The 15,386-nt window shown below is 65.2% G+C and carries 14 protein-coding genes and 3 tRNA genes; 15 read left to right on the top strand and 2 right to left on the bottom strand.

Annotated features, from left to right (window positions below; genetic code table 11):
• The first annotated feature begins 31 nt into the window (after positions 1–31).
• The 8 genes from T8K17_RS18980 to T8K17_RS18945 all read left to right on the top strand — a co-directional run bounded on the left by T8K17_RS18980 (position 32) and on the right by T8K17_RS18945 (position 8,799).
• A complete protein-coding gene (locus tag T8K17_RS18980) occupies positions 32–1,465 on the top strand; it encodes a malonyl-CoA decarboxylase domain-containing protein (protein ID WP_322331298.1) in 1,434 nt (477 codons plus the stop codon).
• A 152-nt stretch (positions 1,466–1,617) separates the two neighbouring features.
• A tRNA-Leu gene (locus T8K17_RS18975) sits at positions 1,618–1,702 on the top strand.
• 85 nt (positions 1,703–1,787) lie between these two features.
• Entirely contained in the window at positions 1,788–3,368 is a 1,581-nt protein-coding gene (gene tig / locus T8K17_RS18970) for a trigger factor (RefSeq protein WP_322331297.1), read from the top strand.
• 121 nt (positions 3,369–3,489) lie between these two features.
• On the top strand, positions 3,490–4,125 hold the full coding sequence (clpP, locus tag T8K17_RS18965; RefSeq protein WP_322331296.1) for an ATP-dependent Clp endopeptidase proteolytic subunit ClpP: 636 nt from the start codon (positions 3,490–3,492) through the stop codon (positions 4,123–4,125).
• Between the two features lie 164 nt (positions 4,126–4,289).
• Positions 4,290–5,567, top strand: a complete 1,278-nt coding sequence (gene clpX / locus T8K17_RS18960; protein WP_322331295.1) for an ATP-dependent Clp protease ATP-binding subunit ClpX — start codon at positions 4,290–4,292, stop codon at positions 5,565–5,567.
• Between the two features lie 129 nt (positions 5,568–5,696).
• Positions 5,697–8,111, top strand: a complete 2,415-nt coding sequence (gene lon, locus T8K17_RS18955) for an endopeptidase La (protein ID WP_322331294.1) — start codon at positions 5,697–5,699, stop codon at positions 8,109–8,111.
• Between the two features lie 237 nt (positions 8,112–8,348).
• Positions 8,349–8,621, top strand: a complete 273-nt coding sequence (locus T8K17_RS18950; RefSeq protein WP_028794908.1) for an HU family DNA-binding protein — start codon at positions 8,349–8,351, stop codon at positions 8,619–8,621.
• A 102-nt stretch (positions 8,622–8,723) separates the two neighbouring features.
• Positions 8,724–8,799: transfer RNA gene (locus tag T8K17_RS18945), tRNA-Val, on the top strand.
• Between the two features lie 26 nt (positions 8,800–8,825).
• Here the strand turns inward: T8K17_RS18945 and T8K17_RS18940 are convergent.
• Complete coding sequence (locus tag T8K17_RS18940; RefSeq protein ID WP_322331293.1) at positions 8,826–9,548, bottom strand: DUF2161 family putative PD-(D/E)XK-type phosphodiesterase; 723 nt, start codon at positions 9,546–9,548, stop codon at positions 8,826–8,828.
• A gap of 30 nt (positions 9,549–9,578) precedes the next feature.
• Positions 9,579–10,004, bottom strand: a complete 426-nt coding sequence (locus T8K17_RS18935; protein ID WP_322331292.1) for a hypothetical protein — start codon at positions 10,002–10,004, stop codon at positions 9,579–9,581.
• A 280-nt stretch (positions 10,005–10,284) separates the two neighbouring features.
• Here T8K17_RS18935 and T8K17_RS18930 point away from each other — a divergent pair.
• The 7 genes from T8K17_RS18930 to nuoF all read left to right on the top strand — a co-directional run bounded on the left by T8K17_RS18930 (position 10,285) and on the right by nuoF (position 15,364).
• A tRNA-Asp gene (locus tag T8K17_RS18930) sits at positions 10,285–10,361 on the top strand.
• Positions 10,362–10,587: 226 nt separating this feature from the next.
• The gene (locus tag T8K17_RS18925) at positions 10,588–10,953 is read left to right on the top strand and encodes an NADH-quinone oxidoreductase subunit A (protein WP_322331291.1); all 366 of its coding nucleotides are present in this window, start codon (positions 10,588–10,590) and stop codon (positions 10,951–10,953) included.
• On the top strand, positions 10,944–11,483 hold the full coding sequence (locus tag T8K17_RS18920; RefSeq protein ID WP_028794906.1) for a NuoB/complex I 20 kDa subunit family protein: 540 nt from the start codon (positions 10,944–10,946) through the stop codon (positions 11,481–11,483). The genes T8K17_RS18925 and T8K17_RS18920 overlap by 10 nt, the downstream gene beginning before the upstream one ends.
• A 90-nt stretch (positions 11,484–11,573) precedes the next feature.
• Positions 11,574–12,212, top strand: a complete 639-nt coding sequence (locus T8K17_RS18915; RefSeq protein WP_322331289.1) for an NADH-quinone oxidoreductase subunit C — start codon at positions 11,574–11,576, stop codon at positions 12,210–12,212.
• Positions 12,212–13,390, top strand: coding sequence for an NADH-quinone oxidoreductase subunit D (locus T8K17_RS18910; protein ID WP_322331288.1), 1,179 nt, complete (start codon positions 12,212–12,214; stop codon positions 13,388–13,390). The genes T8K17_RS18915 and T8K17_RS18910 overlap by 1 nt, the downstream gene beginning before the upstream one ends.
• A complete protein-coding gene (locus T8K17_RS18905) occupies positions 13,387–14,058 on the top strand; it encodes an NAD(P)H-dependent oxidoreductase subunit E (RefSeq protein WP_322331287.1) in 672 nt (223 codons plus the stop codon). Before T8K17_RS18910 ends, T8K17_RS18905 begins: the two co-directional genes overlap by 4 nt.
• A 1-nt stretch (position 14,059) precedes the next feature.
• Positions 14,060–15,364 (top strand): NADH-quinone oxidoreductase subunit NuoF, encoded by a 1,305-nt coding sequence (gene nuoF / locus T8K17_RS18900; RefSeq protein ID WP_322331286.1) that lies wholly within the window; start codon positions 14,060–14,062, stop codon positions 15,362–15,364.
• Positions 15,365–15,386 lie beyond the last annotated feature (22 nt).

Below are 15,386 nucleotides of genomic sequence, written 5' to 3'. Positions count from 1 at the left end.
TGGGAATCCGGGTTAGAGGCATGCTTCGGCTATGAGCGACGCGACCGTTGAGAGTTTTCTGGATCGGACCCTGCGCAACCTGAGGGGTGCCTGGTCCGACATTTCCGTTTCCACCCGCCATTACTGGACCGGCGAACCGCGGCCGGACCTGCCGTCCGACGATCTGGAGAAGATCCGCGGTCAGATGTCGGACTGCCTGTCCGACAAGGGCGGCGAGGTCACCGCGCGGGTGCGCGCGGCCGATCTGGGCCGTTCCTATCTGTCCCTGAACCAGATCGGACGGCACCGGTTCCTGGGGCTGCTGGCGACCGAGTTCGGCACCGACCATCAGGCGGTCGAGGTCGCCATGGCCAAGCTGCGCGAGGCCAAGGACGAGGCCGGCCGCCGCAAGGCCGAGCGGGCCCTGCGGGCGGCGCTGACGCCGCGCTGGCGGACCCTGCTGCGCCGCTTCACCGCCCTGCCGGAAGGGGTGAAGTTCCTGGTCGACCTGCGGGCCGAACTGCTGCCGCTGGCCCGCGAGACCCCGGAACTGGCCGATCTGGACGCCGACCTGAAGGATCTGCTGGCCGCCTGGTTCGATGTCGGGCTGCTGGAGATGAAGCGCATCACCTGGAGCGCGCCGGCCGCCCTGCTGGAGAAGCTGATCGCCTACGAGGCGGTGCACGCCATCCGGTCCTGGGAGGATCTGAAGAACCGGTTGGACAGCGACCGGCGCTGCTTCGCGTTCTTCCACCCCAACATGCCGGACGAGCCGCTGATCTTCGTCGAGGTGGCGCTGGTTGCCGGCATGTCCGACAACGTGCAGACCCTGCTGGACGAGGATGCGCCGGCCAGCGATCCGAAGAACGCCGACTCCGCGATCTTCTATTCGATCTCCAACGCCCAGCGCGGTCTGGCGGGAATCAGCTTCGGCAACTTCCTCATCAAACGCGTGGTCGACGTGCTGAAGAACGAACTGCCGAACCTGAAGATCTTCGCCACCCTGTCGCCGATTCCGGGTTACCGGCGCTGGCTCGGCGCCCGCCTGGACGAGGGCGAGGTGCCGGCGCTGACCGCTTCGGAGCGCAAGGCGCTGGTTCAGGCGCTCGAGCCCGGCAAGGAAGCGTCCGATGTGGAGCTGATCAAGGTCGCCCTCGGCACCGACGGCTGGTGGGACGACGAGGAGCTGTCGGAGGCGCTGAAGGGTCCGCTGATGCGCGGCGCCGCCAAGTACCTCACCACCGAGAAGCGGCGCGGCGGAAACGGCGCGGGCGACCCGGTGGCGCATTTCCACCTGTCGAACGGCGCCCGCATGGAGCGGCTCAACTGGCTGGGCGACCGCTCCGCCAACGGCTTCCGCCAGTCCTGCGGGATGATGATCAACTATCTCTACCGGCTGGCCGAGATCGACGACAACCACGAGGCCTATACCGACGATGGGCGGATCGCCCAGTCGTCGCAGATCCGCAGCCTGTCGAAAGGCTGACCCTGACGGCGTGACGTCCGGCGGGGGCCGCCGACAGGCGCTTTGCGGCGGTTGTCCAGGCGTTCGCCGGCCGCGCGGCCCCGGGCACGGTTGACGTCGCCCCCGCCGTCATATAGCAGTGCGCGTCCCCAATGTGGGCGCGTTTGCCCGGCGCGGGTGTGGTGGAAATGGTAGACACGCTGGATTTAGGTTCCAGTGGCGCAAGCCATGGGGGTTCAAGTCCCTCCACCCGCACCATGCGGCCAGGACGCGCGCTCAGCCGGGGAAGAGACACACTGGCCCACGCCACAAAAATGGCCCTGTTCGAGCGGGATTTTTCCTTATGCAAGTGAACGAAACCCTCAACGAGGGACTGACGCGCGAATTCACCATCATCATTCCGGCGGCGGATCTGGACGCGGAGCTGAACGGCCGTCTGGTCGAGCTCGCGCCGCAGGTGAATATGCCCGGCTTCCGTCCGGGCAAGGTGCCGCCGGCCCTGCTGCGCCAGCGCTACGGCGACTCGCTGCTGGGCGAGGTGATCGAGAAGTCGGTCAACGAGAGCTCCCAGCGCGCCCTCGACGAGCGCGACCTGCGTCCGGCCTCCCAGCCCAACGTGGAGATCACCTCCTACGAGAAGGGCAAGGACCTGGAGTACAAGCTCTCGGTCGAGCTGATGCCGGAGATCGAGACCGTCGATTTCTCCACGCTCGAGCTGGAGCGCGTCGTCGCCGAGCCGAGCGAGGACGACATCAACGACGCGCTGAAGCGCATGTCGGAAGGCCAGAAGGAGTCGGCCCCGATCGAGGAGGCCCGTCCGGCCGCCACCGGCGACGTCGTGGTCATCGATTTCGTCGGCAAGATCGACGGTGAGGCCTTCGACGGCGGCGCCGCCGAGGGGCATCACCTGGAGCTCGGCTCCAACACCTTCATTCCGGGCTTCGAGGACCAGCTCGTCGGCGTGAATGCCGGCGAGGAGAAGGCCGTCACCGTCAACTTCCCGGACGACTACCAGGCGTCGCACCTGGCCGGTAAGGAAGCGGTGTTCGACGTCACCGTGAAGGAAATCCGCGAGCCGAAGCCGGTCGAGATCGACGACGCCTTCGCCCAGCGCTTCGGCCTGGACACGCTGGACGCCCTGAAAGAGGCGATCGGCGAGCAGATGAAGGGCGAGTACCTGACCGCCACGCGCACCCGCATGAAGCGTCAGCTCCTCGATATCCTGGCCGAGAAGCACTCCTTCGAGGTTCCGCCGAAGATGGTGGAGGAGGAGTACAAGGGCATCGTGCATCAGGTCGTCCATCACTCGGGCGGCGAGGCGGCCCAGGATCACGACCATGACCATGACCATGACCATGACCATGATCACGGGCATGACCACGACCATGATCATGACCACGATCACGCCCATGATCATGATGCCGGTCACGACGCCGACGAGAAGAAGCTCAGCGAGGAAGACCGCGCCGAGTACCGCGGCATCGCCGAGCGCCGCGTGCGCCTGGGCCTGCTGCTGTCCGAGGTCGGCCGCCAGAACAACATCCAGGTGACCGACGAGGAAGTGTCCCGCGCGATCCAGGAGCAGGCTGCCCGATTCCCGGGTCAGGAGCGGTTCGTCTTCGACTACTACCAGAAGAACCCGCAGGCCCTGGCCCAGGTCCGTGCGCCGCTGTTCGAGGACAAGGTCGTCGACTTCGTGGTCGAGATGGCCAAGGTGACCGAGAAGACCGTCACCGCCGAGGAGCTGTTCCGCGATCCGGACGCCGAGGACGAGGGTGCGGAGACGGCGGACGACGCCGACAAGAAGCCGGCCAAGAAGAAGGCCGCGGCGAAGCCGAAGGCGGCTTCCTCCAAGGCGAAGACGGCCTCGAAGTCGAAGAAGAAGGCCGACGAGTCCGACGCCGAGGCGGACGGCGACGACTGACCGGAGCGCGCCGGCAACCGACACACTGGTGCCGGCGCTTCCGACGACCCATATTAAGGGGACGTGACAGTAGAGGGGTCGGGCAACGGCCCGCGACCAACCGGACGAAGGAAGAGGCACGATGGCCAACCCGGCCGATATCTACATGAACTCCCTGGTGCCGATGGTGGTCGAACAGACCAACCGCGGCGAGCGCGCGTACGACATCTACTCGCGCCTCCTCAAGGAGCGGATCATCTTCGTGATGGGTCCGGTGAACGACGCGGTCGCCAGCGTGGTCTGCGCTCAGCTTCTGTTCCTGGAAGCGGAGAACCCGACCAAGGACATCTCCATGTACATCAACTCGCCGGGCGGCGTGGTGACCTCGGGTCTCGCGATGTACGACACCATGGAGTACATCCGTCCCGACGTGTCGACCGTCTGCATCGGCCAGGCCGCCTCCATGGGCTCGCTGCTGCTGACCGCCGGTGCGCAGGGCAAGCGTTATGCGCTGCCGAACGCCCGGATCATGGTTCACCAGCCGTCCGGCGGGTTCCAGGGCCAGGCGACCGACATCGAGATCCATGCCCGCGAGATCCTCGCGGTGCGTGCCCGTCTGAACGAGATCTACGTGAAGCACACGGGTCAGAAGCTTGACGATATCGAGAAGGCCATGGAGCGCGACAACTTCATGACTCCGGAGGCCGCGAAGGGCTTCGGCATTATCGATCAGGTGATCGACAAGCGTGCGAGTCCCGTGGAAGACGGCGCCGGCTGACGGTCGCGGATTGTCCTTCCTATACGAAAAGCTGAATCCGGTTTCTCGCGGTATACCGCTGGTAAGGGGTTATTTACCGGCGTCGTGGGATATTTCGCATTGTGACTATGCGGGCCGGGTGGCTAACATAGAACCGATGGAACAGGTAAACAGGGCCGAGAACCATGAGCAAATCTGGTAGCGGCAGCGGCTCCAGCGAGTCCAAGAACACCCTCTACTGCTCCTTCTGCGGAAAGAGTCAGCACGAGGTCCGCAAGCTTATCGCGGGCCCGACGGTGTTCATCTGCGACGAGTGTGTCGAGCTGTGCATGGACATCATCCGCGAGGAACATAAGACCACGCTGGTGAAGTCCCGCGACGGTGTGCCCACCCCCCAGGATATCTGCACGGTGCTGGACGATTACGTGATCGGCCAGTACACCGCGAAGCGTATCCTGTCGGTGGCGGTGCATAACCACTACAAGCGCTTGGCCCACGGGGCGAAGAACAACGATGTGGAGCTGGCGAAGTCCAACATCCTGCTGATCGGCCCGACCGGCTGCGGCAAGACCCTGTTGGCGCAGACGCTGGCCCGGATCATCGACGTTCCGTTCACGATGGCCGACGCGACCACCCTCACCGAAGCCGGCTATGTCGGCGAGGATGTGGAGAACATCATCCTCAAGCTGCTGCAGTCGGCCGACTACAACGTCGAGCGGGCGCAGCGCGGCATCGTCTATATCGACGAGGTCGACAAGATCAGCCGCAAGTCGGACAACCCCTCGATCACCCGCGACGTGTCGGGCGAGGGCGTGCAGCAGGCGCTGCTGAAGATCATGGAAGGCACGGTCGCCAGCGTGCCCCCCCAGGGCGGCCGCAAACATCCGCAGCAGGAGTTCCTGCAGGTGGATACGACCAACATCCTGTTCATCTGCGGCGGTGCCTTCGCCGGGCTGGAGAAGATCATCTCCAACCGCTCCAAGGGCTCGTCCATCGGCTTCGGCGCCGATGTCCGGGCGCCGGACGACCGCCGCACGGGCGAGATCCTGCGCGAGGTCGAGCCGGAGGATCTGCTGAAGTTCGGTCTGATCCCGGAATTCGTGGGCCGTCTGCCGGTCATTGCGACCCTGGAGGACCTGGACGAAGAGGCGCTGATCGAGATCCTCACCAAGCCGAAGAACGCCCTGGTCAAGCAGTACCAGCGGCTGTTCGAGATGGAGGACGTGAAGCTCGAGTTCCGCGAGGACGCGCTGTCAGCCATCGCCAAGAAGGCCATCGAGCGCAAGACCGGCGCCCGCGGCCTGCGGTCGATCATGGAGAGCATTCTGCTCGATCCCATGTACGACTTGCCGGGGGCCGACGACGTCGAGGAGATCATCATCAACGGTGATGTGGTCTCTGCGGGCGCGAAGCCGATCTTCGTCCATGGCGAACGCCGAGAGGACGCAAACGCGGGCGCGTGAGCCGGACGCCTTGATCCTCGGGGGTCCGCGCGCCACTTAATGTCCTCGTGCGCAGGGTTCATCCCCCGCCCTGTGTGACGCCGATACACTTTCGACACGGGGGAGGCGCTTATATCGAGGCCATTTGACGTGACCGCAGGAAACGAGGTCTACCCCGTCCTCCCGCTCCGGGACATCGTGGTGTTCCCGCACATGATCGTGCCGCTCTTCGTAGGGCGCGATAAGTCGGTGCGGGCGCTCGAGGACGTGATGCAGGACGACAAGAAGATCCTGCTCGTAACGCAGCGCAATGCCGCTGACGACGATCCCGCGCCGGGCGACATCTACGACATCGGCACGATCGGGACCGTTCTGCAGCTGCTGAAGCTCCCGGACGGCACCGTTAAGGTGCTGGTCGAGGGCGGACAGCGCGCGAAGATCCACCGCTACACCTCCACCGTCGCCTTTTTCGAGGCCGAGGCGGAGATCATCGATGAAGACGCCGGCGACGACCAGGAGGTCGAAGCCCTGTCCCGCGCGGTGGTGGGTCAGTTCGAGCAGTACATCAAACTCAACAAGAAGATCCCGCCGGAAGTCCTGGTGTCGGTGAACCAGATCGAGGAGCCGGCGAAGCTCGCCGATACGGTCGCCTCGCATCTCGCGCTGAAGATTTCCGACAAGCAGGAACTGCTGGAAACCGCCGCCGTGATGGACCGCCTGGAGCGTGTCTACGGCTTCATGGAAGGCGAGATCGGCGTTCTCCAGGTCGAAAAGCGCATCCGCACCCGCGTGAAGCGGCAGATGGAGAAGACCCAGCGCGAGTACTATTTGAATGAGCAGATGAAGGCCATTCAGAAGGAACTCGGCGAGTCTGACGACGGCCGCGACGACCTGGCGGAGCTGGAAGAGCAGATCCACAAGACCAAGCTGTCCAAGGAAGCCAAGGACAAGGCGCTGCAGGAGTTCAAGAAGCTCCGCAACATGAGCCCGATGTCCGCCGAAGCGACGGTGGTGCGCAACTACCTCGACTGGCTGGTCAACATTCCCTGGAAGAAGCGCTCCAAGGTGAAGAAGGACATCTCCCATGCCGAGGTCGTGCTCGATGCCGACCATTACGGTCTGGAGAAGGTCAAGGAACGGATCCTGGAGTATCTCGCCGTGCAGGCCCGCGTCGGCAAGGTGAAGGGCCCGATCCTGTGCCTCGTCGGCCCTCCGGGTGTCGGCAAGACCTCGCTCGGCAAGTCGATCGCCAAGGCGACCGGCCGCAACTTCGTGCGCATGTCGCTCGGCGGCGTGCGGGACGAGGCCGAGATCCGCGGTCACCGGCGGACCTATATCGGCGCGCTGCCGGGCAAGGTCATCCAGGGCATGAAGAAGGCCAAGACCTCGAACCCGCTGTTCCTGCTCGACGAGATCGACAAGCTCGGCCAGGACTATCGGGGCGACCCGTCCTCGGCGCTTCTGGAAGTGCTCGATCCGGAGCAGAACAACAGCTTCCAGGACCACTATCTGGAGGTCGATTACGACCTGTCGGACGTGATGTTCGTGACCACGGCGAACACGCTGCGCATGCCGCAGCCGCTGCTCGACCGCATGGAGATCATCCGGCTCTCGGGCTACACCGAGGACGAGAAGGTCCAGATCGCGCGCCGTCACTTGATCGAGAAGCAGATCGTCGATCATGGTCTGCGCAAGGGCGAGTGGACGATCACAGACGAGGCTTTGTACGACCTGATCCGCTACTACACCCGCGAGGCGGGCGTGCGGAACCTGGAGCGCGAGCTGGCCAATCTGGCCCGTAAGGCGGTCAAGGAGATCGTGCAGAACGGCAAGAAGAAGGTCGCCGTCACGCCGAAGAACCTGGACAAGTTCGCGGGCGTGCGTCGCTACCGCTATGGCGAGGTCGAGGAAACCGATCTGGTCGGCGTGACCACCGGTCTGGCCTGGACCGAAGTCGGCGGCGAGCTGCTGTCGATAGAGGCGCTGACCCTGCCGGGCAAGGGCAAGGTCACCTCCACCGGCAAGCTCGGGGACGTCATGAAGGAATCGGTCCAGGCGGCCGAGTCGTTCGTGAAGTCGCGCTCGCTGACCTTCGGCATCCAGCCCAAGGTGATCGAGACCCGCGACATCCACGTGCACGTTCCCGAAGGGGCGACCCCGAAGGACGGTCCGTCGGCCGGCGTGGCGATGGTGACGTCGATCGTCTCGGTGCTCACCGGAATTCCGGTGCGCCGGGACGTGGCGATGACCGGCGAGATCACGCTGCGCGGCCGGGTTCTGCCGATCGGCGGGCTGAAGGAGAAGCTTCTGGCCGCCCTGCGCGGGGGTCTGAAGACCGTCCTGATCCCGCGCGATAACGAGAAGGACCTCACGGAGATTCCGGATAACGTCAAGCAGGGCATGAAGATTATCCCTGTGGGCACGGTCGACGAGGTGATCGGCCATGCGCTGACGTCGCAGCCGGTTCCGATCGATCCGGCGACCCTCGATCCGGATAAGGCCGATATCGAAGGTCTGTCGAAGACACCGAAAGGCGAAGGGGTCGAAGGCGTCGTGACGCACTAAACCCTTGCGCTCCCTATATGCTTCTCCGGCCGCTTGCCCAGTGCAGCGGCCGGTTGCATTTGGGAGGTCGGGTGGGGATCTTGCTTTGAAGTCAAGCTCGAAAACCGCAGAAAACCTTGAATTCTGGTCCTCAGGAACGTTGACGGACGCGGAATGAGCGGCATAGAGTCTGGGCCGCTAGCGTTGCCCAGACGACGCCATTTATGATTTACCCAGCCACATTGGGGGGCTCTTAAAGTGAACAAGAATGATCTCATTGCTCAGGTCGCCGAGGCGGCCGATCTCTCCAAGTCCGACGCGGCCAAGGCTGTTGACGCAGTGTTCGACTCCATCACCGGCGTTCTGAAGTCCGGCGGCGACGTTCGCCTCGTCGGTTTTGGCACTTTCTCCGTGGCGGCCCGTGCCGCCAGCGAGGGCCGCAACCCGCGCACCGGCGAAAAGATCAGCATTCCGGCTTCCAAGCTGCCCAAGTTCAAGCCGGGCAAGGGCCTGAAGGACGCCGTCAACTAAGACGGTTTCCTGGAGTACAAAAACGCCAGCCTTCTGCGGGGGGCTGGCGTTTTCTTTTCCGGCGCGCGGCCTGCTGTGCGAAAGTCGGGGAAGTCTCTTTGGGGGCGGTTAGCTCAGCTGGGAGAGCGAGCGGTTTACACCCGCTAGGTCGGCGGTTCGAACCCGTCACCGCCCACCATCCACCCTTACAGCGTCGGGATACGATCAGGCTGCGGTGTCTTCCGCGGCCTTGAGCTGTTCCACCTGCTCGCTATGCGCCCGCAGGCTCGCCTCACCGGCCTCGGTGAGCCGGTAGGTGCCGCGGGCGATGCGTTCGAACCAGCCGTAATGGTTCTTCTGCAGGATGTCGGCCGCCCGCTCGACGCGGGCACCGGCGCGAATCGCCTTGACCGCGAGCGGGCCGGAAGCGAGGGCCGCCGCGCAGCGAATCGCGTCCTGCCGGTAGGCGGTGACGATGGTGCGCCGGGTGATCCCACCGAGATTGGGATCGCCGACGCGGGCGGCGAACTCCGTGGCCAGCCGGTGATGGGCCTTGCGGTCGCGGCGCGGCTTGTAGGGGCCCGGATCGACGACGATCTCCACCGCCCGCGTCGCATCCGCGGCGACCGGGTCCACCAGCATCAGTCCGAGCTCCAGGCGCCGGCAGAGCCGCAGCAGGGCGCGCCGACGGCCGCGCCAGTTCCTGCGCTTGGCCGGAGTGTCCGGCGTCGGCACGGCCAGGTAGACGTCGTCGGAGAGCCGCTGGCGGCTGATCCCCTGGAGCACCAGCTCCAGGGAGAAGGCGGTCTTCAGCTCGACCACCAGGGGAGGGGTGTCCGGATCCGGCAGGCGGGCGACCACGTCGCAGCCCTTCACCTCCGCCTTCACGGCATAGCCGCGCGCCTCCAGGAAGCGCTTTACCGGCAGATAGAGGTCCGATTCCTTCACCGATTGTCTCTTCCCGGCCGGTGTCCCGGCTCAGATTCGCGTCCGGCGCAGGATGGCGTAGTTGTACATGGTCTGCAGTTCGCCGCGGGCCGCCGGGGTGAGCCGGCCGGCCTTGATGGCGTCGGCGAGCCGTCGGATGTCGCGCTTGGCGTCCACCGACACGTTCCCGCTGGCCAGCAGCAGGTCGTACATCTGCTGCGGCGTGGCCTGGCCCAGGGGCGGGGGACCGATGGTCTCCGGATCCGCCGGGGCGGCCGCCGCGGCTTCCTCCGGCGCATTGGCGCGCACCGGCAGCAGCTTGCGCGGCAGCAGAATGTCGCTCCAGGCGAGGCCGTGGGCATTGAGCAGCCGGTTGATCGCCATTGTGGCGTTCAGCACCTCGCCGTCGCTGTCGCTGCCCAGCATGTTGATCAGCTTGAGGAGGCGCTCGTAGTCGCCGGCATTCATCTGGTCCAACAGGCGCCCTCCCAAGGCCGTCTTCATGGTGCCCGAACAGTTTAGCGTCTTTTGCCCGCAAGGGGACAGCGCCCGGCATGGGGCGGCCCGGCACCGTCGGGCGAAAATTTCAGGACCGGATCGGCAGGATCCCTTGGGTCTGTGAGACCCGCGGACGACCGGATGGGGAAACCGTCAAAAAAGCGTAGCGAGGGTTGTTGACAGCCCCCAGGGTAGCGAGTACACCACGGCCCTCGACGCCGGGCGGCAAACACTTCGAACCGCCCCGACGTCTCCCGGAGGGGGTGTAGCTCAGTTGGTTAGAGCGCTGGCCTGTCACGCCAGAGGCCGCGGGTTCGAGTCCCGTCACTCCCGCCACTCTTCGACATAGCGATGACGTCGGAAACCTCCCCGCCCGGGGACGTATCGCCTTGCGCGAACGGCCGTTCCGCGCGCTTAAGCCGCGCCTCGAAATCGACCAACGGCCTTCCGAAACGGGTTGCACCGCACTATAGTCCGCCGCATTGTGCGGTGCGCGACCGGACCTCGTCCCGGTGCGCAGGAAAACGGCACTAAAGCCGTAGAGACAAAAGGGGACTTCCCCATGAACGCCATGCTGACCGAATACCTGCCCATCCTGGTGTTCCTGGTGATCGCGATCGGATTGTCGGCCGTCTTCGTGGCCGCATCCTTCGTCGTCGGTCACCAGCGGCCCGACTCCGAAAAGCTCTCCGCCTACGAGTGCGGATTCGAGGCTTTCGATGATTCGCGCCGGCAGTTCGACGTGCGGTTCTACCTGGTCGCCATCCTGTTCATCATCTTCGACCTCGAAGTGGCCTTCCTGTTCCCCTGGGCGGTGTCGCTCGGGGATATCGGGCTGTTCGGCTTCTGGTCGATGATGGCGTTCCTCGGGGTGCTGACGATCGGCTTCGTCTACGAATGGAAGAAGGGAGCCCTGGAATGGGAGTGATGCAGTCCGACCGTCCGGTTCCGGCGGGCGCCGACCAGGACGCGGTTCTTTCCGCCGTCGGCGATGAACTGCAGGAGAAGGGCTTCGTCGTCGCTCAGGCCGACAAGCTGTTCAACTGGGCGCGCACCGGGTCCCTGTGGCCGATGACCTTCGGTCTGGCCTGCTGCGCGGTTGAAATGATGCACACCGCGGCCAGCCGCTACGACCTGGACCGTTTCGGCATCATCTTCCGGCCGTCGCCGCGGCAGTCCGACGTCATGATCGTCGCCGGCACGCTGACCAACAAGATGGCGCCGGCCCTGCGCAAGGTCTACGACCAGATGGCCGAGCCGCGCTGGGTGATCTCGATGGGCTCCTGCGCCAATGGCGGCGGGTACTATCACTATTCCTATTCCGTCGTGCGCGGCTGCGACCGGATCGTTCCGGTTGACATCTACGTGCCGGGCTGTCCGCCGACGGCGGAAGCGCTTCTGTATGGGGTGATGCAGCTCCAGCGGAAAATCCGCCGCACGGCGACGATCGCCCGCTGACCGCGGGTTCTGGGGCGCCCGCGGACCGCGGGCTCAGGGACAAGTCGGCGGGCTGCCGCCGCTAACAGCGAGGACGGGGCGAGCGACGACATGGAGACGGCGACGCCAAATCAGACGGCTTCCGCGCTCAAGGAGCTGGCGGGCTATATCGAGGCCCAGCTCGGGAGCGACGTGAGCGACGTGGCGGTCAGCAACGGCGAGCTTTCGCTGCGCTGCGCGTCGAACAACCTCATCAAGGTCCTGACCTTCCTGCGCGACGACAACCAGTGCCAGTTCAAGGCGCTGATGGATGTGTGCGGCGTCGATCATCCGGAGCGCGAGCCCCGGTTCGACGTGGTCTACAACCTGCTTTCGATCAGCCAGAACAACCGCATCCGCCTGAAGACGGCGACCGATGAGAACACCCCGGTGCCGTCGGCCACCGCGGTCTTCCATTCCGCCAACTGGTGGGAGCGCGAGGCCTGGGACATGTACGGCATTTTCTTCGCCGATCACCCGGACCTGCGTCGGATCCTGACGGATTACGGGTTCGAGGGGCATCCGATGCGCAAGGATTTCCCGCTGACCGGCTATGTCGAGGTCCGCTACGACGACGAGCAGAAGCGGGTCGTGTACGAGCCGGTGAAGCTGGTCCAGGAATTCCGCAATTTCGACTTCCTGAGTCCGTGGGAAGGCGCGCAGTCGCTGCTCCCGGGTGACGAGAAGGCTGAGGAAGAGGCGGCGAACTGATGGCCGAATCGCAGATCAAACCGCTCACCATGAACTTCGGGCCGCAGCACCCTGCGGCCCACGGGGTGTTGCGTCTCGTGTTGGAAATGGACGGCGAGGTGGTCGAGCGCGCCGATCCGCATATCGGTCTGCTGCACCGCGGCACCGAGAAGCTGATCGAGCACAAGACCTACCTGCAGGCGGTCCCGTATTTTGACCGGCTCGACTACGTGGCGCCGATGAACCAGGAGCATGCCTATGCCCTGGCCGTCGAGAAGCTGCTGGGTCTGGAAGTGCCGAAGCGCGGCCAGTACATCCGCGTTCTCTATGCCGAGATCGGCCGGCTGCTGAACCACCTGCTGAACATCACCACCTTCGCGCTCGACGTCGGCGCCATGACGCCGCTGCTCTGGGGCTTCGAGGAGCGCGAGAAGCTCATGGAGTTCTACGAGCGGGCCTCCGGCGCGCGTCTCCATGCGGCGTATTTCCGTCCGGGCGGCGTCCATCAGGACCTGCCGGCCGGTCTGCTCGAGGACATCAAGGCCTGGGCCGAACGGTTCCCGAACTTCATCGACGACCTGGAAAGCCTGCTGACCGAGAACCGGATCTTCAAGCAGCGCACCGTCGATATCGGCGTGGTGACCCGCGCGGAGGCCCTGGATCTGGGTTTCTCCGGTCCGGTGCTGCGCGGGGCAGGGGTGGCCTGGGATCTGCGCACCGCGCAGGCCTACGATTCGTACGACGATTTCGACTTCGACATCCCCATCGGCAAGACCGGCGACTGCTACGCGCGCTATCTGGTCCGCGTTGAGGAGATGCGCCAGTCGCTGAAGATCATCCACCAGTGCATCGAGAAGATGCCGGGCGGACCGGTCAAATCGCTGGACCGGAAGGTGACGCCGCCGAAGCGCGGCGAGATGAAGCGCTCGATGGAAGCGCTCATCCACCACTTCAAGCTCTATACCGAGGGCTATCACGTGCCCGCCGGCGAGACCTACACGGCGGTCGAGGCGCCGAAGGGCGAGTTCGGCGTGTTCCTGATGTCCGACGGGTCCAACAAGCCGTATCGCTGCAAGATCCGCGCGCCGGGATTCGCCTTCCTGGCCGCCATGGACTTCCTGGGACGCGGACACATGCTGGCGGACACGGTGGCGATCATCGGGTCGCTGGACATCGTGTTCGGGGAGATCGACCGATGAGTACCAAACCGATCGCCGAGGCCCATCTCCAGCCGGCGACCTTCGAGTGGACGGCCGAGAGCAAGGCCAAGATCGAGACGATCGTGGCCAAGTATCCCGCCGGCCGGCAGGCCAGCGCGGTGATCCCGCTCCTCGACCTCGCCCAGCGCCAGCACGACAACTGGATTCCGCTGAAGGCGATGGACGCGATCGCGGCGACCCTCGACATGCCGCGCATCCGCGTGATGGAGGTGGCGACCTTCTACACGATGTTCAACCTCGCCCCGGTGGGGAAGTGGTTCCTGCAGGCCTGCACCACGACCCCGTGCTGGCTGCGCGGGTCGGACGACGTGATGCGCTGCATCAAGGACAAGCTCGGCCTGTCGAAGAACTACACCACCACGGCGGACGGTCAGTTCACCCTGCTCGAGGTCGAGTGCCTCGGCGTCTGCGCCAACGCGCCGGTGGTGCAGGTGAACGACGACGTCTACGAGGACCTGGACTACGAGCTGACGGCGAAGCTGATCGACGACCTGAAGGCCGGCAAGGCGCCCGAGGTCGGCTCGATGTCCGGCCGTCGTGGCTCGATGTCCAAGGACGGCCCGACCTCGCTGGTGTCCCTCAAGGACAGCGACGGAGTTCCCGCCTGGTTCGCCGAGAAGCAGGCCTCTGGCGGCGGAGACGACTGAGATGCTCAAGGACGAAGATCGCATCTTCACCAACCTTTACGGCTGGTTCGACCCGAGCCTCGCCGGTGCGCGTAAGCGCGGCGACTGGTCCACGACCAAGGAGATCCTGGCGATGTCCCCGGAGGACATCGTCGAGGTGATCAAGGCGTCCGGCCTGCGCGGCCGCGGCGGCGCGGGCTTCCCGACGGGCCTCAAGTGGTCCTTCATGCCGAAGGAAGTGAAGGACAAGCCGCATTACCTGGTCGTCAACGCGGACGAGTCGGAGCCCGGCACCTGTAAGGACCGGGAGATCATGCGCCACGATCCGCACAAGCTGATCGAGGGCTGCGTGGTCGGCGGCTACGCCATGCGCGCCCGGGCTGCCTACATCTACATCCGCGGCGAGTTCTACAACGAGGCCGTGGCTCTGCAGCGCGCCATCGACGAGGCGTATGACGCGGGGCTCATCGGCAAGAACGCCTGCGGCTCGGGCTACGATTTCGACGTGGTGCTGCACCGCGGTGCGGGCGCCTATATCTGCGGCGAGGAAACCGCGCTGCTGGAGTCGCTGGAAGGCAAGAAGGGCCAGCCGCGCCTGAAGCCGCCGTTCCCGGCGGGTGTGGGCCTGTACGGCTGCCCGACCACGGTGAACAACGTCGAGTCGATCGCCGTCACCCCGACCATCATGCGCCGCGGCGCGGAATGGTTCGCGGGCATCGGCCGGCCGAAGAATTCCGGCCCGAAGATCTTCTCGATCTCCGGCCACGTGAACAACCCGTGCAACGTCGAGGAAGAGCTCGGCATTCCGCTGCGCGAGCTGATCGAGAAGCATGCCGGCGGCGTGATCGGCGGCTGGGACAACCTGCTTGCGGTGATCCCGGGCGGCTCGTCGGTGCCGCTGATGCCGAAATCGACCTGCGACGACATCCTCATGGACTTCGATTCGCTGCGCGAGGTCCGCTCGGGCCTCGGCACCGCGGCGGTCATCGTCATGAACAAGCAGACCGACGTGGTGAAGGCGATCGCCCGGTTGAGCGCCTTCTACAAGCACGAGAGCTGCGGCCAGTGCACCCCGTGCCGAGAGGGCACCGGCTGGATGTACCGGGTGATGCAGCGCATGGTGCGCGGCGAGGCGGATGTCGAGGAAATCGACACGCTGGAGGAGGTGACCCGCCAGGTGGAGGGTCACACGATCTGCGCATTGGGTGATGCGGCCGCGTGGCCGATCCAGGGCCTGATCCGGCACTTCCGCCCGGAGATGGAACGTCGGATCGCGGCGTACAAGGCGGGCCAGCCGGTGACGGCGGTCGCCCAGGCTGCTGAGTAACGGCCAGGAACGGTCGGGAGAG

The organism is Thalassobaculum sp. OXR-137 (assembly GCF_034377285.1).
Classification (GTDB): domain Bacteria; phylum Pseudomonadota; class Alphaproteobacteria; order Thalassobaculales; family Thalassobaculaceae; genus Thalassobaculum.
The sequence above is the reverse complement of the archived record's forward strand: the minus strand, read 5'-3'. Positions and strand labels throughout refer to the sequence as shown.